The sequence below is a fragment of the Paracrocinitomix mangrovi genome (genome assembly GCF_019740355.2).
Taxonomy (GTDB): domain Bacteria; phylum Bacteroidota; class Bacteroidia; order Flavobacteriales_D; family Crocinitomicaceae; genus Paracrocinitomix; species Paracrocinitomix mangrovi.
Genome location: NZ_CP091819.1, coordinates 3,013,518 through 3,032,291 on the forward strand (window position 1 = coordinate 3,013,518; position 18,774 = coordinate 3,032,291).

Annotated in this window: 13 protein-coding genes; 7 read left to right on the plus strand and 6 right to left on the minus strand. The window is 34.7% G+C overall.

Annotated elements, in window-relative coordinates:
• The first annotated feature begins 52 nt into the window (after positions 1 to 52).
• Entirely contained in the window at positions 53 to 2,224 is a 2,172-nt protein-coding gene (locus tag K6119_RS13720) for a PKD domain-containing protein (RefSeq protein WP_221832592.1), read from the plus strand.
• Positions 2,225 to 2,229: 5 nt separating this feature from the next.
• On the opposite strand, the gene K6119_RS13725 is transcribed toward K6119_RS13720, so the two are convergent.
• Positions 2,230 to 3,768 (minus strand): hypothetical protein, encoded by a 1,539-nt coding sequence (locus tag K6119_RS13725; protein ID WP_221832594.1) that lies wholly within the window; start codon positions 3,766 to 3,768, stop codon positions 2,230 to 2,232.
• 253 nt (positions 3,769 to 4,021) lie between these two features.
• On the opposite strand from K6119_RS13725, the gene hemA reads away from it, so the two are divergent.
• From hemA to K6119_RS13740, 3 genes are read left to right on the plus strand one after another with little or no spacing between them, the layout of a single operon-like run.
• A complete protein-coding gene (gene hemA / locus K6119_RS13730; protein WP_221832597.1) occupies positions 4,022 to 5,254 on the plus strand; it encodes a glutamyl-tRNA reductase in 1,233 nt (410 codons plus the stop codon).
• Positions 5,251 to 6,147 (plus strand): hydroxymethylbilane synthase, encoded by an 897-nt coding sequence (hemC, locus tag K6119_RS13735; protein ID WP_221832599.1) that lies wholly within the window; start codon positions 5,251 to 5,253, stop codon positions 6,145 to 6,147. Before hemA ends, hemC begins: the two co-directional genes overlap by 4 nt.
• Positions 6,134 to 6,811: a uroporphyrinogen-III synthase gene (locus K6119_RS13740; RefSeq protein ID WP_221832601.1), complete on the plus strand. Its 678-nt coding sequence runs from the start codon at positions 6,134 to 6,136 to the stop codon at positions 6,809 to 6,811. The genes hemC and K6119_RS13740 overlap by 14 nt, the downstream gene beginning before the upstream one ends.
• On the opposite strand, the gene K6119_RS13745 is transcribed toward K6119_RS13740, so the two are convergent.
• Together K6119_RS13745 and K6119_RS13750 are read right to left on the minus strand one after the other, a co-directional pair.
• Positions 6,774 to 7,502: a signal peptidase II gene (locus tag K6119_RS13745; RefSeq protein WP_221832603.1), complete on the minus strand. Its 729-nt coding sequence runs from the start codon at positions 7,500 to 7,502 to the stop codon at positions 6,774 to 6,776. The genes K6119_RS13740 and K6119_RS13745 overlap by 38 nt on opposite strands.
• Complete coding sequence (locus K6119_RS13750; RefSeq protein ID WP_221832604.1) at positions 7,489 to 7,866, minus strand: TraR/DksA family transcriptional regulator; 378 nt, start codon at positions 7,864 to 7,866, stop codon at positions 7,489 to 7,491. The genes K6119_RS13745 and K6119_RS13750 overlap by 14 nt, the downstream gene beginning before the upstream one ends.
• Positions 7,867 to 8,015: 149 nt before the next feature.
• On the opposite strand from K6119_RS13750, the gene K6119_RS13755 reads away from it, so the two are divergent.
• Complete coding sequence (locus K6119_RS13755; protein WP_221832606.1) at positions 8,016 to 8,648, plus strand: NAD(P)H-dependent oxidoreductase; 633 nt, start codon at positions 8,016 to 8,018, stop codon at positions 8,646 to 8,648.
• Between the two features lie 230 nt (positions 8,649 to 8,878).
• Here the strand turns inward: K6119_RS13755 and K6119_RS13760 are convergent, their stop codons facing one another.
• From K6119_RS13760 to K6119_RS13770, 3 genes are all read right to left on the minus strand, one after another.
• Positions 8,879 to 11,437 (minus strand): LytTR family transcriptional regulator DNA-binding domain-containing protein, encoded by a 2,559-nt coding sequence (locus K6119_RS13760; RefSeq protein WP_221832608.1) that lies wholly within the window; start codon positions 11,435 to 11,437, stop codon positions 8,879 to 8,881.
• Positions 11,438 to 11,531: 94 nt separating this feature from the next.
• Positions 11,532 to 12,809, minus strand: a complete 1,278-nt coding sequence (locus K6119_RS13765; protein ID WP_221832610.1) for a M43 family zinc metalloprotease — start codon at positions 12,807 to 12,809, stop codon at positions 11,532 to 11,534.
• A gap of 79 nt (positions 12,810 to 12,888) precedes the next feature.
• Positions 12,889 to 14,967, minus strand: a complete 2,079-nt coding sequence (locus tag K6119_RS13770; RefSeq protein WP_221832612.1) for an OmpA family protein — start codon at positions 14,965 to 14,967, stop codon at positions 12,889 to 12,891.
• Between the two features lie 93 nt (positions 14,968 to 15,060).
• On the opposite strand from K6119_RS13770, the gene uvrC reads away from it, so the two are divergent.
• Together uvrC and K6119_RS13780 are read left to right on the plus strand one after the other, a co-directional pair.
• Positions 15,061 to 16,863 (plus strand): excinuclease ABC subunit UvrC, encoded by a 1,803-nt coding sequence (gene uvrC, locus K6119_RS13775; RefSeq protein ID WP_221832613.1) that lies wholly within the window; start codon positions 15,061 to 15,063, stop codon positions 16,861 to 16,863.
• A gap of 91 nt (positions 16,864 to 16,954) precedes the next feature.
• A complete protein-coding gene (locus tag K6119_RS13780; protein WP_221832614.1) occupies positions 16,955 to 18,694 on the plus strand; it encodes a T9SS type B sorting domain-containing protein in 1,740 nt (579 codons plus the stop codon).
• Positions 18,695 to 18,774: the final 80 nt, after the last annotated feature.

Below are 18,774 nucleotides of genomic sequence, written 5' to 3' on the forward strand. Positions count from 1 at the left end.
GTTCATCAGTATTTTACAAATTGATGGCCTGAAATAATTAACTTTGAAGTTGATGCGACAATTGGTACTAACTGTCATTCTAAGCTGCTTGACACTGAGTGGTTTTGCTTCTCATATTGTGGGAGGTGAAATATTTTATGATCACTTAGGAGGTACTCAATATCAAGTTACGGTCAAGCTTTACAGAGATTGTTTATCGGATGGTGCTCAGTTTGATCAAAATTTGCCTATAACTGTTTTTAATGGAAACGGCGCTCAAATTGATCAATTTACAATTCCATTCCCTGGAAGTACGCAACTGCCGGTGCAGTTTTCAAACCCTTGTGTTACAATACCTACAGATATTTGCGTTGAAGAGGCTGTCTACACTAAAGTGGTGAATTTACCTGCTTCATCTACTGGTTGGACGTTGAGTTATCAAAGATGCTGTAGAGGTCCAAATGTGACTAATTTGGTTAATCCATCTTCAACAGGTTTAACATTAACAGTAGATATTCCAGCTCAAAGTACGGTTGCTTCTAATAGCAGTCCAAGGTTTAATAATTTCCCTCCTTTGTTGTTATGTGCCAATGATGCATTGGAATTTGATCATGCAGCTACTGATCCTGATGGAGACAGTTTAGCATATAGTTTATGTACACCTTATCATGGAGGTTCAGATTTCGATCCTGCCCCAAATCCTTCAACGGCCCCTCCTTATACTCCTGTAACATGGGAAGCCGGAATTAGTGCTACAAGTCCTTTTACTGTTGGAAATATTACTCTTGATCCTGTAACGGGATTCATGATTGCCGCTCCGGGAGCGCCTGGTTTGTATGCCGTTGGTGTTTGTGTTTCAGAGTATAGAAACGGAGTTTTAATCGGAACCAGTACACGAGATTTTTTATTTAGGGTAATGAACTGTGAAATTGAGTTGGCCGCTAATATGGTGGCGCAAGAAAATTTGGTAACTTTTGAATCTTATTGTCAGGGATTAACGGTTGATTTTGAAAACAACAGTTTTGGGGGCACTAATTATCAATGGGATTTTGGCGTAGCAGGAATCACTACTGACGTGAGTACAAGTTTTGAACCTTCGTATACTTATCCGGCAGATGGAACTTATACTGTTACATTGATTGTTAACCCGGGCTGGCCTTGTTCAGATACTGCCGTTGGGGATTTTACAGTAAACAATCAAATAAGTGCGTTTTTTGAACCTCCTGCAACTCAGTGCGTTTTGGATAATAGTTTTGACTTTGCCGGACAGGGAACTTTCCCGGCTGCTGGATCCACATTTAATTGGAATTTTGGGTCGGATGCAACACCAGGTACATCAACTGATCTGAATCCAACTGATATAGTTTATGCAACACATGGAACCAAGCCTGTTACATTTACCGTTTATTATGATCAGTGCGAGGCATCTTACACAGATAATGTTTTAGTATCTCAACCGCCACAAATAAATTTATCTATTCCGGATGAATTGAAATGCGTTCCTTATACTGCTCAATTTACAAACTTATCTACGGCTAGTACAACCATTTATTCTTTGTGGGATTTTGGAGATGGAACTACATCCAACGTTACAAGTCCTTCACATGTTTATGATCAAGTTGGTTTGTATGATGTGTCACTCACCATCTGGACAACAACTGGTTGTATAGATACTTTAAGCATTAACATGCCTAATGCTATTGAAGTTTTTCCAAGGCCAACTGCGCAGTTTTCAGTTACTCCGTATGAGCAATTAGAATATGACAATGAGTTCTTTTTTACAGATGAATCTGATACTTCAGAAGTTGTTGAATCTTGGTTTTATTTTGCGGATGGAAATTACACTGATCAGGACAGTGTTTATCATAGTTATTTAGAACCTGGTGTTTATCTGCCATGGCAAATTGTTAAAAATGAGTATGGTTGTACAGATAAAGTTTATGGTCAAATTAAGATTATTCCTATTCTGGATGTAATGGTTCCAAATGCATTTACACCGGACGGGAATTCAATCAATAACATATTTAAACCTGTACTGTTTGATGAAAAGGTTTATGAATTATGGATTTATAATCGTTGGGGAGAGCAAATCCATTATGAAAAAGGTATTGATGCTAGTTGGGATGGTTCGTACAACGGCACATTGGTTCCAAGCGGAGTTTATATTTGGAAGATGAAATACACTTCATTCAAGTATGAAGATATTCCGGTAGAGAAACAAGGACATGTAATACTACTTAGATAATTCCACTAAGCTGCGTTTAGTTCTTCTTGTTTCAATTCTAAATACGACTTCTTTTTAAGTTTACTTTTCACCCAGGTGTGGAAATCAAAATACTCAAATACAATTTGTTCTTTTGGATCTTTTTTCAATTGAGCCAATTCACCTTCAATTTCAGCCAGTTTTTCTTGTAGATCAAAATAGTTGGTTGCTTTGGTAATCTGACTGATAAGTTTAAGGAACAACTCTTCGAATTTATAAATGCGATTTCTGTTTTTTAGATAACGCTTAGTTGAATTTAAAGCGTAAGGTAAAAAACGTGTATTGTTAAGTTCAAAATGAACAATCAAGTTAATCAGTTGAGCGAAACAATAAATATCTTGCTTCTGGTCAATTTTGCCTTCATTTAAGATGTCATTCAACCATTTTAAGGCATTAGAATGATCTCCTATTGCAAGATAAACTACGGCTATTTGAAAATCGATATAGGCTTTTCTTAAACTATTGATATGATCCCCGTATAATCTATATCCTTCTTCAATTTGCGGAATGAGTTGAATGGCTGTTTTAAAATCACCTTTTTCTCGTAAAAGGGAAAGTTCTAAACTGAAAGTGCTCGAAAAATATTTGATGTCCAAATCAATAGATTTTCCTGGATTATCCAATTTTTTAAGCTTTTCTAAGTTTAATTGAGCTATTTCATATTTTTTTAATCTTGTTGAGATATAAATAAAATTGGTCAGGGCAGAGAAATAAATATTTGGTTGTGATTGTAATAAAACTCCGTCTTTCTCTAATAGGTCAATAATTGCCTGAAGATGATAATGAGATAAACTCAAATCATTTACTGTGAAATAGTAAGCAGATTGTATATGGTGAAAAAGATATTTGCTCTTGGTAGCTGCTTTTGAAACATCAATACGCTCAATTTGATTGACCAGGTCTTTAAGTTTTAACGTTTCTTTTTCATCCCTAACTTTTCCATTTCTGTTAATCTCTTGAAAAAGCAAGCTTTTTACGTTCCAGAGCTTATTATAAATGTCCACTTCAGATACAATTTTGTCTTCCTCTTTGAACATCTTTGAAATCTCCTTTGCATTGACATCTGTGTAAAGCTCATTTTCTATCAATTTCTTCTGTTTTTGCTTTATTTCGAGCAATAAATTCAAATTTTCGTACTTTTTTGCTTGTTTTTCAGCAGAAATGAGAATTTTCTCAGCTTGCTTATAAAGTCCTTTATTATATAATATTTCAGCACTGTGAATTGATCTGAAAATTTGAGCATCAACAGAGGCTGATGAATGAAAAGTATCCAAACTTTTTAGAATGTTATTGTAAAGCCTGGCCTTGGTGATTGAGAATTTGTTCAATAAAGCTTTTCCCTTAAAGTGTTTAAAGATGATGTCTTCATCATACTCTTCCATCTTGTCAATGAAATCAAATAATTTGATGTAGCCATTTTCCTCACCAATTGTGTGTCTACTGGAAAATACTTTGAAATATCTTTTTTCACTTTTATTCAAATTATGAATGAGGTCAAAAAGGTGTGATGAAGCTTTATTAGACATATATAAAATTTGGGTTCTACTTTTCTTTATCCCTATCAAGATAGTGTTGCTAAACCAATATTTTGGTTAGAAATGATATTAATGGGGTTATTGTCGATTAAATAGACCTGTTTATTTATTTAAGTGCTAAAGTGAAAAATGACTTTAATCACTTTACCGGATTTGTGACATTTCCATGACAAAAGCCGAAATTAGAATCGTGAATTTTGCTCTAGTTAAAGAATACAGTACCGTTTAAGGATATTTCAAAGAGGTGTTAAAGTTTAATATAATAGCATTTACGCATCATAATATTGGTGTTGAGGAGATTGGGAAATTTCATATTGAAGGTGAACAGATAATTGATATCATGAACCACCTTAAATCACAAATGAATATAGAGGAGATGATGTATGTTTCAACTTGTAACAGGGTTGAATTTGTTTTTGTGACTCAGCAAGACGTAGATGCTTCCTTTATCACACATTTCTTAAATGAATTCAATGAAGATTGGGATCAAAATCATATCTCAAAACTTTTGGAAGCCCATAAACACTGGAATGGTATTAATGCAGTGAATCATTTGATAGAAGTAGCTTGTTCACTTGATTCAATGGTAATTGGTGAAAGAGAAATCATCACGCAATTAAAGGATTCATTTGAGTTTGCCAGAAAAAGTGATATATCTGGAGATACTATTAGACTTGTCATGAAACAAGTTATTGAAACTGCAAAAAGGGTATATACCCAAACAGATATTGCTACTAAGCCGGTATCCGTAGTATCATTGGCCTATCAACAATTATTACAAAAAGGCTTAGATATTAATACAAGGGTACTGATTGTAGGAGCTGGTGTAACAAATACCAATATGGGTCGGTTTTTAATTGATCATGGCTATGCTAATTTTACAGTATTCAATAGATCTTTGGGTAATGCAAAGCTATTGGCAGAAATGTTGAAAGGTGAGGCTAAAACGCTTGAAGATCTTCATAACTATAGTGAAGGGTTTGATTTGTTAGTGACTTGCACAGCATCTACTGAGCCTGTTATTACAACTGAACTATATTCTAAATTATTAGCAGGAGATAAAAGCAAGAAAATTGTAATTGACCTGGCTGTTCCGGCTGATATTGATTCAGATGTTATTGAGCAAAACGACGTAGACTATATATCAATAGAGTTTTTAAAATCTATTTCAGATAGTAACTTGGCTTTGAGAAAACGTGAATTGATCAAGGTTAGACAAATTATATATGAAGCGGTAGAAGAGTTCAAAGAGCTTTTTAAATTACGTCAAATTGAAATCAAAATGAGATCAATTCCTGAACGTGTTAAAGAGATTAGATCTACTGCAATGAATGAAGTTTTTAGTAAGGATTTAGAACAATTGGATGAACATTCAAGAGAGGTATTAGAAAAGATTCTGAATTACATGGAAAAGAAATATGTATCAGTTCCTATGATTGCCGCAAAAGAAATGTTTTCAGAAAAAAATACTGCATGAATATCAGAATCGGATCAAGGGGAAGCGATTTAGCCTTGTGGCAAGCAAACTTTGTAAAAGATGAATTAACTGCTTTAGGGCATGAGGTTGAAATTATCATCATTGAAACCAAAGGAGATAAAATTCAAGATTTGAGTTTTGACAAAATTGAAGGAAAGGGTTTTTTCACTAAAGAAATTGAGGCAGCTTTAATTGATAATGAAATTGATTTAGCAGTGCATTCTCATAAAGATTTAGAAACTACTCCTCCTGAAGGTTTGGTGATAGCAGCTGTGTCTGCAAGAGCAAATCCGGTGGATGTCTTATTGGTAAGAAAAGAGGCTGTAGATGAAATTAAAACCCTTGATCTAAAAGATGATCCAATTGTTGGAACTTCATCTGCGCGAAGACAAACTCAATTAAGAAGATTGAGATCTGATGTACAGCTAAAAGATTTGAGAGGTAATGTGCCAACTCGCATTAATAAACTGAGAAATGGAGATTATGATGCTATTGTTTTGGCAGCTGCTGGTGTACAAAGACTTGAATTAGATTTGAGTGACTTGCATGTAATTGAAATGGATCCTACACTTTTTATTCCTGCTCCTGCACAAGGAGTGCTTGGACTTCAGGTGAGAGATACTGATTCAGCTGTAAAAGAAGCAGTTGCAGCATTAAATAATGTGGAAGTTGGAGCTGTTATTAATATAGAAAGAGGTATATTGAGAGGAATGGAAGGTGGTTGTCAATTACCATTGGGTGTTCATTGTTATAAAGAACATGGTGATTGGGTAGTTTATACAGCCTATTGTAAAGATAAAAATGGAGTTGCGGAAGTCAATTCGTATCAATCTGAAGAAATTGAAGGATTGGTTGAATTGATAGTTGATGATTTAAAAGATGGGATTTCCTAAAAAAATACTGGTATCTAGAAACTTAAGTACTGATTCTGTTTTAAGAGAATGGGCTACGGAACATAACCATGCTTTAATTGAAGCGCCCTTTATCAGGATTGATGCCGTTACCAATATTGACATTCCACAATCTGACTGGATTTTCTTTTCATCACCAAATGGTGTGGATATTTACTTTGATCATCATCCAATTTTAGCCAAAAAAATTGCTGCTTATGGTGGTGGTACAATGAACCGATTAACATCAAGGGGAATTGAAGCTGATTTTGTTGGAGACAATAGAAAAACACCTGAAAAAATAGGAGAAGACTTCTTCAATTTTATTGACCCCAATGAAGTTGTGTTGTTTCCGGTAAGTCAACTTTCTAGAAAAAGTATAATTCAGGTCAATCAAAAAAATAAGTGTATTGAATTGGTGATTTACAACACAAGTACAGAAGCTACTGAGATGCCTAAAGTGGATTACGCCATTTTAACTTCTCCTTCTAATATAGATGGATATATTAAAGCCAATCCGATTGAAAATGTGAGGTTTATTGTTTTAGGAACAACGTCTAAAAACCACTTTGATAATCTGAATTTAGGCGCCGAAGTTTATATGCCAAAATCTTCTACTGAAGAGGCAGTTATTGAGCTACTTGAGGATCTGATGCGTCAGGCGTAGTAGTTTCTTCTTCAGATTTATTTTCATCTTCCTCTTCTGATTCTGGTCGTCTGAAAAATCTTCTGTAATTGATAATAATCAGAATTACACCTATTGAAATGGCTGCATCTGCAATGTTCCAAATGGCGCCAAATATTTCTTTTCCCCCTAAACCAAACGGCATTGCTTCAGGCCATTTAAGGGTAAATTGAAACATGTCAACTACACTACCTTGTAAAAATCCGGTTGGTCTGCATACAAATCCGTTTTGATCAAATAAGGGCTCTCCATTAGTGTCTTTTGCTTGATTCCAGTAGATGTTGCAATCTACATCCCAAATGTAGTCATACAACATACCGTCTATTAAATTTCCCGTTGCTCCAGCGAATATGAGTCCTACAGAAAGAATTAAACCTGTATGTGTATTTTTTTCTTTTATTAATTTGATGATGTAATAAGCAATACCAATGATCGCAATCATCCTGAAAATGGAAAGGGCATATTTTGGCAATGCGCCGGAACCAAAAGTTGTTCCAAATGCCATCCCTCTATTTTCTATAAAATGAAGTTGGAAAAATCCGTCAACTATTGTACTTGTTTCGTATGGTTCAAATGAAGTTTTAATCCATACTTTCACAATCTGATCTATAATTAAGATCAGTCCAATCAAAATAACAACTTTCCAGCCTATGGATATTTTACCCTTGCGCATTTTTAGCTTCAATGCTCAATGTAGCGTGAGGCACTAGCTTTAAGCGCTCTTTTTTGATCAATTTTCCAGTAACTCTACAAATCCCGTAGGTTTTATTCTCAATTCTGATCAAAGCGTTTTGTAAATTCTGAATGAACTTTTCCTGGCGAGCTGCCAATTGAGCCATCTCTTCTCTAGACATTGTCTCAGAACCATCTTCCATCATGTTGAATGATCTACCTGTATCATCAGTTCCATGATCGTCACTGTGATCTAATTGACCTTTTAACAATCTCAGATCTTCTTTGGCCTCTTGTAATTTGGCTTCAATAATTTCTCTGAACTCTGCAAGATCTTTATCTGAATATCTTACTAAATCTGCCATATGTTCACATTTTTAAAGGAGAACAAATATAGCCGAATAAATTATAGTAGCGACATAAACTTTACTTTTTGCTAAATTCTTGTCAGATTATTGATTTTAGTAAGGTTTTGACGCTTATTCCGTTCTATATTTGTATAAAATTTGACAAAATGGATAAGCAAATTATTGATTCTTTAAAAAGCAGATATGCTGTAAAGAAATTTGATCCGACAAAAAAATTAACTGAAAAACAACTAGAAAACGTTTTAGAAGCGACTAGATTAACCGCTACATCCTATGGTTTACAGTTAATGAAAGTAGTTTTAGTAAATGATAAAGACACTCGTGAAAAGTTGGTAGATTGTTCATTTGGTCAAAGACAAGTGGCGGATGCATCTCATTTACTTGTATTATGTCGTGAAAGGGATTTTGATTTGGATCACATTGAAGATTATGTTCAGAATATTGCAGATACACGTAAAGTTGAAGCCGATTCTCTTAGTGGATTTAAAAATGGGATGGCCAAATTGCTTACAAAGAGAAAAGAAGATCAGGTAAGTTGGATGGATAAGCAGGTTTACATTGCTTTAGGGAATCTTATTACAACTTGTGCGATTATGGGAATAGGTGCTTGTCCAATGGAAGGTTTTATTCCGGACGAGTATGATGAGATATTGGATTTGAAATCACAAAATTTAGCTTCAGTATTGGTTTTGCCAATTGGATTTCCAGCTGAGGATGATCCAGGGGCAAAAAGAGCGAAGGTGAGAAGACCAATTGAGAAATTTGTGATTGAGAAATAAAAAAAGCCCCGTAAAGGGGCATTTCAGTTTTGGATTATTGAAAATTCGCTTGAGTTCTAAGTAAATAGTTTAACACTAAACCCTTCGTAGTAGAGGTCATAGTCTCGTTTAATCTTCGAACCAAAATTCAAAAAATAAACCCACCTGAGCACGCATTATTATTGTTTTTGTGACGAAACCCCACTTTTATGTGACGAACCCAAATGTGAATTTTAAAGAGGGAGAAAAAATTATAAAACAATTTTATTGTACTCTTCAAGATAAGTTTCCCCAACCTGGATTTTTTGATTGTCTATTACAAGATATTTCTTTCCCTTTTGTGTCACTTTATCAATTCGAACGATAAAAGATCTTCTCACTCTAAGAAATTCGATTGGATCAGGAACCAATGACAAGAAATTTCCAATTTTTTCTCGAACCAGGTGTTTGCCTTGTTCGGTATGTATTTCAATGTAATTACCATCACTTTTTACATACATGATATCAGAAGTTCTAATCTTGACATCTGTTCCGGCTACTTTTACCATGAGGTAATGTTCTTCTCTTTTGATTCGTTTCAATAGGTGACGAAGCATTTCTCTAACCAAGTCTCTGTTGTACAAGAGAATTCTAAATCTAAAGAAGAGGTAAATCAGCAAAGATATTCCAAGAATAACTGATACTCTAAACCACCATGTTCGCCAAAAAGGAGGGTGAATAATAATTGGAAGAATAATTTCTTCTCTACCCCAGCCATAATGAGTTTCCTTAAGTTGGAGCCTGAAAAGATAATCACCATAATTTAAATTGGCATAGGAAGCAGAGGTGTTCTCTGTATAATTCCAGGCTATTTCAGCTGGTTCTAATTTGTAGCGATAAAATGGCTTTTTCAATGGATTTTTAATGATCGCATTGTAGTTGATAGTAATTCGATTTTCATGATGAGACAAATTTTTAAAATCCTCCGGATCTCTTGATTTATCATTCACTGTGAATTTCTTAAACGCCAAGTGTTTTCTAAAATGGTTATTTGACAATTGAAAATCAACCTTGGAAGGCAAATAATGAAGACCTTTCTTTGTTCCTATCCATGCTGTATCTCTATGGATTAAGATTTTAGTTATCTCTTTACATGGTACTTGATTTGAAATATCATAAAGACTCGATTTATGGTGTTTATCCTCATCTACCTTTAAAACAAATAAACCTAAACTTGTGCCAATCCAAAGGTTTTTTAATTTAATATCATAAGTTATATTTCTGATAAGTGCACCTTTAAGCATTGATCTTGGAATATTAAATAAAACTTTTTCGCCATCTGTTATTAATATTCCGTTGTTGTGTGTACCAATTATTAAATATTCTTCGGCCTCACATAAACTGGAAATTCTTTCCTCGTATAAATCACATTTTTTGAAATTGGATTTATCAGATAACTTAGCGCAATAAAGACCACTATAACAGGCAGCATACATTTTATCTTTATATTCTACAATCCCATAGGTTTTTGTTGGACAACTTGTTCTTTTCCAATTGTTATTTTCTTGATTACAAAAAACGCCAGAATAACCTCCAATTAATAATGCTGAATCTGAAGTTTCATATAAAAACTGGCCGCTCGTTGGTTCCCATTTTATTTCAATTTCATTATCCATTTGAATAAATCTGTCACCAATTATTACAATACAACTGTTGTATCTTTTTGAGTATCCAATATTACTAGGGATATTATTATTAGAGGTATAGGTGGTTTCCAGGTGATTGGATTTTAAGGTGGCAACATTACCATCTCTAAATACAATAATTTTATCACCAAATTTGTTTGTATCAATGTTGTCTACATAATTCACATTAGCATCTTGCGAAATAATATTTGCCTGATGTGCAGCTTTTACATAGACACCATGATTTATACAGGTGAACCATTCATTTCCTTCCTGATCCTTTAAATATCCTGAAACAAGTTCTTTTTGTAAATAATTCAAATGGATTTTACCCTTTGCGTCCGCAACAAAAAAACCATTGCTTTCTGAGCTAAACCAAAATAAATTTTTATCATATCTACCTATTCTTCTTACATCATTGAAATAGGGAAAATATTGTTGTTTTCCATTTATTGATAAATGAATGGAACCATGTTTTTCATTGAATACAGATGTGCTATCATTTAATTTAAGCCCGTCAAATTTATGAGTATATTTTTCAATTGTGAAGGGAGTGGTTGAGCGTAGATGATCGTATTCACCAGGAGTTGAAAGAAATACAAAATTTTCATACTCATCAAAAAGAGTGGTTTGTCCTTTTTTCTGGTAGTCAATACTTTTTGGAGAATTGATTATTTCTCCATTCTTTGTTATTTCTAGATAATAATATTTACTCAGGAAGACAACAATTAGATTTCCATTGTTTCTAAACCTAAATGCATTTGGAATAAGAGGGTGAAAAGTTTGAAGAATGTGATTGTATTTGTACGGTATAAAACTAACATCCTCACAATTTAATTCGGTAATGGTGTTATTTTGACCGTAAAAGAAAATGGTTCCATTATCATTTTGTGAGGCCTTTAAAATCACATTATCACATAACCCATCTTCAGTGTTGAAATTTTCAAATTTGTAGCCATCATATCTGCTTACTCCATTATCTGTAATGAACCACAGATAACCACAATTATCTTCTTTAACATCATATACTTCAGAACTGGGCAGTCCATCATTTACATTGAAATTGATGAAAGAGTTAGATTGACTCCAAACAGGGTTAAATGAACCAACCAGTGTAAGTACCAATATTGATATGTATACTTTCAAAAGGTGTTGTTACGTACTGTGTATTACGCTACTAAAATAAAAATGCCGTGCATAAAAACACGGCATTTTGAGTGAAATATTGTTAATTCCGATTTTATAATACGATCAATTTTTTATTGATAACACCTTCTGAACTTAAAATTCGGACAATGTAAGTGCCAGATAATAAACCATCTACATTTATTTTTCCGGTAGGTTGTTTAATCTCATGTATAATTTGTCCGGCCTCATTAAATATTACAATTTCATCAGTACTTGAAGAAATTCCATCAATTACAAAATTTGAGTTTGTTGGGTTAGGGTAAATATTTACTGTAGGCATACTATTTTCAGTTTGACCAACATAAGGGGTGCCATTGATCAATTCAAACCTGTAATTTTCCAAAATGCTTCTCATCATATCTACCTGTCCTTGTGTAAATGAGTTTTGGCAAGTTTCTGCTGAATAATCCATATAATTCTCAACCATATCTGGCAAATCTCCTAAGGTTCCAATATTATCTGTACAAGTGTTATTGGCAATGTTACAATCAAAGTTTGATTGATCTGCGGCATTTGGCGTATCATCAATACCGTCTTCCTCAGTACATCCACCATCTGCCCAAATGTGTCTTAGCCCAAGGTAGTGTCCAATTTCATGAACAGAAGTTCTACCTTTTATATCCATTGGTCCATTACCCATATCAATTGTATTTGGATTATTACCTCCAAAAGCTTGGTATTGAATTACAACACCATCACTCATGTTATCTGCAGAACCCGGAGGCCAGTGAGACAGATTGTTTGGAGGAGTTGCATAACCTAATACTGCCGGAGTTCCAAAAATTGACATGTCACAAACCCAAATGTTCAAATAATCTGCTTGATTCCAAGGATCAATTCCACCATTAGCTGTGCTTTTTACTCCTTCTGCCGGGAAACCGCCTACTCCAAAGAATGAAGCCTGACTTGTACTGGTTCTTGTAATTCCTGTTGTTGAATTACCATCAGGATCTGTTGAAGCCAATTCAAACTCAATAAAACTGTCGCCCACAAGGGTCATGAAAGTATCGCGTAAGTTGATAGTATCTGCATTCAATCTTCTGAAATCTTCATTTAATCTGTCAATTTGATTAAAGATGATACTGTCATGCAAGTTTTGCTGAGGTGTGTTATATACAATGTGCACAACTACAGGGATTGTGTAAACTGTAGTTCTATCTCCTCCTTGCAAATCCTTAGCACGAGAAAAAGTTTCGTTAACAGATTGCAAGTAACCGGGAGTCAAAGATTCTTGATGTTGAATCAATTGATGAGTACCACATTTTTCGAAATTTTGAGCAAAGCTCAGGCTTGAAATAAAAGCCGTTAACAAGAGTATATTTTTAATCATAGTTCGAGGATTTGGCTCGAAAGTATGACAAAATGAGAAAAACGTCTTAGTAAAATTGACAAACGGTAAATGTGCTGGCTTAAAGGATTTTAATTTCTACTCTTCTGTTGTTTTGTCTACCGTCTTCGGTGTCATTTGAGTCAACAGGTTTGGTTTCACCATATCCAATAAATGTCAATCTTTCTTTTTTGATTCCTCTTTCAATCAAATAATTAAAAACTGCCTGAGCTCTACTTTCTGATAAGGTTTTGTTGGTTGCGTCGCTTCCTACATTATCAGTATGTCCGGAAATTTCAAAAGTCAATTCAGGATTTTTTTTCATGATCAATGCTATTCTAGTTAACTCACTTATTGATTCATCTCGTAAATCTGATTTACCGGTATCAAAAAATGTATTATTTAATCTAATTTTTTGACCGGATTCAAGTGGAACCATATACAAGGTTACCTTCTTTTCAGCATATTCGCTTAGTTCTTTAGCATCAAAATGCTCTGAAATAGGAACGTATCCTTCTGCTTTGGCTTGAAAACCATAAAACTCTCCTTTTGGAAGCACTATTTTATATCCATCATCTCCTGTAGCATCAGCTTCTCCGGCCTGTTCTCCAGTAGCTAAAATTTCATATTCAATTTCTGCATTTATGGGCAAGTTTGTCTTTGCATCTAACACTTGTCCGTAAACCATAATAACCGGTTCCGGTTTAATTGACTCTCCTACCTGTACCCTAAAAATATCACCTTTTCCCAGGGAATTGTCATAGGAGATAAGATAGGCATAATCGCCTTGAGCAGAAATAGTAAAATAACCATCCCAGTTGGGTGAGTTGATATTTTTACCCAAATTCAATGGTGGTGACCAGTTTGTCCATGTGTCGTCTAGCCTTTTTGAAACGTATATATCCGCATTTCCGAACCCCGCATGACCTTTTGAGCTGAAGTAAAGTGTTTTACCATCAGCTGCAATAAATGGGGAAAAATCTGTACCATGTGTATTTATTTGACTACCCAAATTAACAGGTTTTGACCAGGTGTTTTCTCCTGTTTTAAAACTCACGTAAAGATCTTGATCACCATAACTGTCATAAGTTTCAATTGAAAGAATCATTTTTTTACCGTCAGGAGTCAAACAAAAGTTATTATAAGCCGCCAGATTTACATAATCTTCAATTTTCTGTTCAACAGGAACACCCCATTTGCCATTTACTTTTTGTGAAATAGAAACGCCTTCCTTTAAATAGCTGCCGTTACTTCTGTAAACTGTAGAAACCATCATTGTATTTTCATCAGGTGTAATGGAAATTGGATAATTTGATCCGCCATTATTTAGTGGACCCTCAATGCTTTTTCTGGCTTGCCATACACCATTTATATTGGTAGATTCCCAAATATCGTAATCATTGGAACCATGATTTGTGGGGTCACCCTGAACAGAATAATAAATCTTTTTGCCGTTTGCCGATATTATTGGAGTTGATTCATGGTATTTAGAATTGACATTTTCGCCAAGATTTTCTTTTTCAAGATCTTTTCGTGCATCTTCTGCCAAACGCAGTAGTCTTTTTTGATACGTAATACGCAAGTATTCAACTTCCACAGTCAACAAGTCATCTATGAATACACCTACCTCATTACCCGTAAATACAAAGGATTTTGTCGCGTAAACTCCTTCACCATTAATGTAAAAAATAACGTCTTCTCCCCTTTTATCAACTTTAAGAATGTTGGCTTTTTTCATTCCATTTATTTTCATTGATGGAACCCAATCTTTGATCACTTTTTCTTTTCCTCTTTTGAAACTGTATAAGCCCCAGTGTTTGCTTGAACTAAGTTTGAACTTGTGATATTCACTGTCTTTGTTTTTCCCAAATACTAGTCCAAATCCTGCCGAAGTTTTTTTGCCATCTGTTTGTGAAATTGAAATTTCAATACTGTAATCTTGATGAGGGTCAACCGGTACTTCTATTGTCCAAAATATACCTGTATTTGAATTGTTTTTTACGGTTAATACTCCATTGGTGATTTTAGCAGATTCTACTGAATTGTTGTTGAGTTTCCAATTATTATCGTTGTTTTTAAACTCTTCAGTAAAAGTGACTTTTTTTTGGGCATAAGTGCCAATTCCTATAAAGAATAACAACAGTATTGCCAGGGTTTTCATAGCAGTTAATTTTCGTGGATTGTTGAAATATAGGTATTTCACTCAATAATCTTGCCAATCGATTGGATTGCATTATTAGTTAAATTTGTGAAGATGCATGATCCTTTAAAAGATAAAATTAAAACCCTTCCTAACAAGCCTGGTGTTTATCAATATTTTGATAAATCAGGGAAGATTATCTATGTTGGAAAGGCAAAAAATTTAAAAAAGAGGGTTGCATCATACTTTACCAAAAATCATGATAGTGGTAAAACGCAGATCTTGGTAAAGCGAATCCATGAGATAAAATATATAGTAGTTGACACAGAGGTTGATGCCCTGTTGTTGGAGAATAACCTTATTAAAAAGTATCAACCTAAGTATAATATCCAACTTAAAGATGACAAAACCTATCCTTGGATAGTTGTAAAAAATGAGCATTTCCCCAGAGTTTTTAAAACCAGAAGGGTTATCAAGGATGGGTCAACATACTATGGTCCATATGCAAGTGTTAAAATGTTGTATACATTATTAGACCTAATAAGAGAAGTTTATCCCTTGCGCACCTGCAACCTAAATTTATCACCTGAGGCAATTGCCAAAAAGAACTACAAAGTTTGTCTGGAGTATCATATTGGAAATTGCAAAGGTCCTTGTGTTGGTCATCAAACAGAAGAAGATTATGACGCTTATCTAACTGATATCAAGAATATCCTAAAAGGGAATGTCACATCAGTTATTAAAGCACTCAAAAACTGGATGAAGGATTTGGCTGCAGAAATGCGCTATGAAGAAGCCCAGGAAGTAAAAGAAAAGTTGCGACTATTAGAAGGTTATTATGCAAAATCGGCAGTGGTAAGTCCTACCATCCACAATGTCGACGTAATTACCTTGGTTGAAGATGATAAATATGCTTTTGTCAACTATTTAAAATTGAACAATGGAGCTATCATTCATGGCCACACGGTTGAAGTGAAAAAGAAATTGGATGAGTCACCTGAAGAGATTTTGCCTTTGGTATTAATTGAAATGCGTGAGCGATTTGGTAATGAAGGAAAAGAGGTGATTACAGAGGTGGATATTTCAGATGAAGTGGATCATTTAAATATTACAGTTCCGCAAAGAGGGGATAAAAAATCATTACTCGATCTTTCAAAGCGAAATGCCAAGTTTTATATGCTAGAAAAACATAAACAGGAAAAACTAGTAAATCCTGACAGGCATGTAGAACGCATCATGGAAACTATGCAAAAAGACTTGAAAATGAAAGAGTGGCCAACGCATATTGAGTGTTTTGATAACTCCAATTTTCAAGGAACTAATGCTGTTGCTGCCTGTGTGGTATTTAAAAATGGAAAACCATCCAAAAAAGACTATCGCCACTTTAATATCAAAACAGTTACGGGTCCGGATGACTTTGCATCAATGGAAGAAGTGGTTTATAGGCGTTACAGCAGATTGATCAGAGAAGACCAACCAATTCCTCAATTAGTGGTGATAGATGGAGGTAAGGGACAATTGAGTTCGGCCATGAAGAGTTTCGAGAAATTAGGACTCAAAGGTGAAATTACCGTAATAGGTATTGCCAAAAAGCTGGAAGAAATCTACTTTCCGGGAGATTCAATTCCTATCTACATAGATAAGCGATCTGAAACACTAAAAATTATTCAGCATCTGCGAAATGAGGCGCACAGATTTGGAATTACGCATCACAGAAACAAAAGAAGCAAAGCAGCTCTGGGAACAGAGTTGACTAATATTGAAGGAATTGGAGATAGGACAGCTGAAATGTTGATTCAGGAATTTAAATCTGTGAAACGTGTTAAAGAGTCAACCCTGGATGAAATAGAGAAAATAATCGGCAGAAAAAAAGCAGAATTATTAGTGAACTATTTCAAACAGAATAATTTGGAATAAATATCCCTCATAACATACAACTAATATAGAATTAACCTCGTCTTAATATTGCTGACAATACAATATGAGGGTTTCGTTTATTTTATTTTTAGTGTTTGCTACTAGCACTTATGGCCAAACTGTTGAGTGGCTTGTTTCTGCTGGTGGTATAAAATCTGATAAAGGTTGCGAAATTGTTGTTGATCAGGATGGGTATATCTATGAAACCGGATATTACAATGAAGAAGCCAATTTTGGACCATATAATACCGGCTTTTCTTATCCTCATTCAAAAGAAGCTTATGTAGCTAAACTAGATCCAAATGGTAATTATTTGTGGGTAAAACATGGCCTTAATTATTATGATGATAGAGGGTTAGGCTTGGATGTAGATCCCTTTGGAAACGTTTATGTAACAGGAACTTGTTGGGGAGGATTAGTCTGGGGAAGTTTAAATGTTTACAACACTTCATCTTATACTGATCAAATTTTTGTTGTGAAGATGGATTCTGACGGAAATGAAATCTGGATGAAAAACGCAGGGGTAAATGAACCTTCGTATCCTTATAATGATGATCATGGCCAAGATTTAGTTTGCGATAGTAATGGTAATATTTATGTAACAGGATTTTTATCTAATAATGATCCTACAGATCATTTGGCCACCTTTGATGCAATAACAGTTCCGGTTGCTGCACAAGATTCGGTTGCTTTTATAGCCAAATTATCAAATGATGGAGTATGGCAATGGGTGGAAGTTTTTGACGGAATCTATGCGCACAGAGACAATGCTATTGCTTTGGATGATGATGAGAATGTTTATGTAACAGGAAGTTTTGTAGATGATTCTCAGTTTGGAACACAAACCATTACATCTTATGGTAATCAGGACATTTACGTAGTAAAATATGATAGTAACGGTAATTTTCAATGGGTAACTCAGGCAGGCTCAGTAAAATCTGATCGTGGAAATGATATCTGTTATGGATTTGATGGATACATGTATGTAACTGGAGAATTTAGAGATGTTTGTTCATGGGGAACAGCTACAACATTAGATAATAATGGAGGTCCTAAAGGAAGAGACATTTTTGTGGCCAAAATCAGTAAGGATGGTGAATGGAAATGGGCAAATATGGCCGGTTCTAAAAAAGGCTCAGACAAGGGAATTGGAATAATTGCCAATGGTGACGGTAATATTTTTGTGTCAGGTCAATTCAGTGCTGAAGCCAATTTTGATTCTTTGATTGTTGATTCGGATGGTGATAGCGTAGATGTTTTTGTTGCAGCTATAGATACAACTGGTGCATGGCGGTGGGTAGTTGCAGGAGGAGGTCCCGGCTTTGACAGAGGATTAGGAATTGATGTAGATACTTCATGTAATGTTTATGTCACAGGTTGGTATACCAATAATATGGATATGCAAAATGATGCTATTACAGCTGATGGAGCAGATGACAAAGCCATATTTACACTTAAAATTTCTGATGCCTGTTTTGGATATCCTCCACCTGAAGAAGAACCACCTCCAACTGATACTACTGTAGTTATAGTAGATTCAGGTCCTTCAGACCCTTGCATTTTAACCTCAGCCAATGTGATTACGCCAAACAATGATGGCAGCAATGATGAAATTTATTTCACCAGTCCTTGTGATAAAATTGTAGGAATAGTCATTCTGAATCGTTGGGGAAGAACAGTTTATTCGTCTGATGATTCAACTCAACCTTGGAAAGGGATTTCCAATGATGGAGATTTGGTTCCGGAGGGAGTATATTTTTGGAAAGTCCATGTCAAAAATGAAGACGGTTCGGATACCTTTAAACATGGTTCTATTACTTTGATTTACTAAAATTCAGCTTTTTTTTCTATTCCCTAAACCGAGTTAGATTATGTAGTACCGACTTTGGCCTATTTTTTGTAACTTGCTAT

Excerpts from the sequence above, each read along its gene's own strand:
- K6119_RS13755 (WP_221832606.1), top strand. The coding sequence starts at position 8,016 with ATGGATAAGCAAATTATTGATTCTTTAAAAAGCAGATATGCTGTAAAG.
- K6119_RS13740 (WP_221832601.1), top strand. The coding sequence starts at position 6,134 with ATGGGATTTCCTAAAAAAATACTGGTATCTAGAAACTTAAGTACTGAT.
- K6119_RS13750 (WP_221832604.1), bottom strand. The coding sequence starts at position 7,866 with ATGGCAGATTTAGTAAGATATTCAGATAAAGATCTTGCAGAGTTCAGA.
- hemC (WP_221832599.1), top strand. The coding sequence starts at position 5,251 with ATGAATATCAGAATCGGATCAAGGGGAAGCGATTTAGCCTTGTGGCAA.
- K6119_RS13765 (WP_221832610.1), bottom strand. The coding sequence starts at position 12,809 with ATGATTAAAAATATACTCTTGTTAACGGCTTTTATTTCAAGCCTGAGC.
- K6119_RS13745 (WP_221832603.1), bottom strand. The coding sequence starts at position 7,502 with ATGCGCAAGGGTAAAATATCCATAGGCTGGAAAGTTGTTATTTTGATT.
- K6119_RS13725 (WP_221832594.1), bottom strand. The coding sequence starts at position 3,768 with ATGTCTAATAAAGCTTCATCACACCTTTTTGACCTCATTCATAATTTG.
- K6119_RS13720 (WP_221832592.1), top strand. The coding sequence starts at position 53 with ATGCGACAATTGGTACTAACTGTCATTCTAAGCTGCTTGACACTGAGT.
- uvrC (WP_221832613.1), top strand. The coding sequence starts at position 15,061 with ATGCATGATCCTTTAAAAGATAAAATTAAAACCCTTCCTAACAAGCCT.
- K6119_RS13770 (WP_221832612.1), bottom strand. The coding sequence starts at position 14,967 with ATGAAAACCCTGGCAATACTGTTGTTATTCTTTATAGGAATTGGCACT.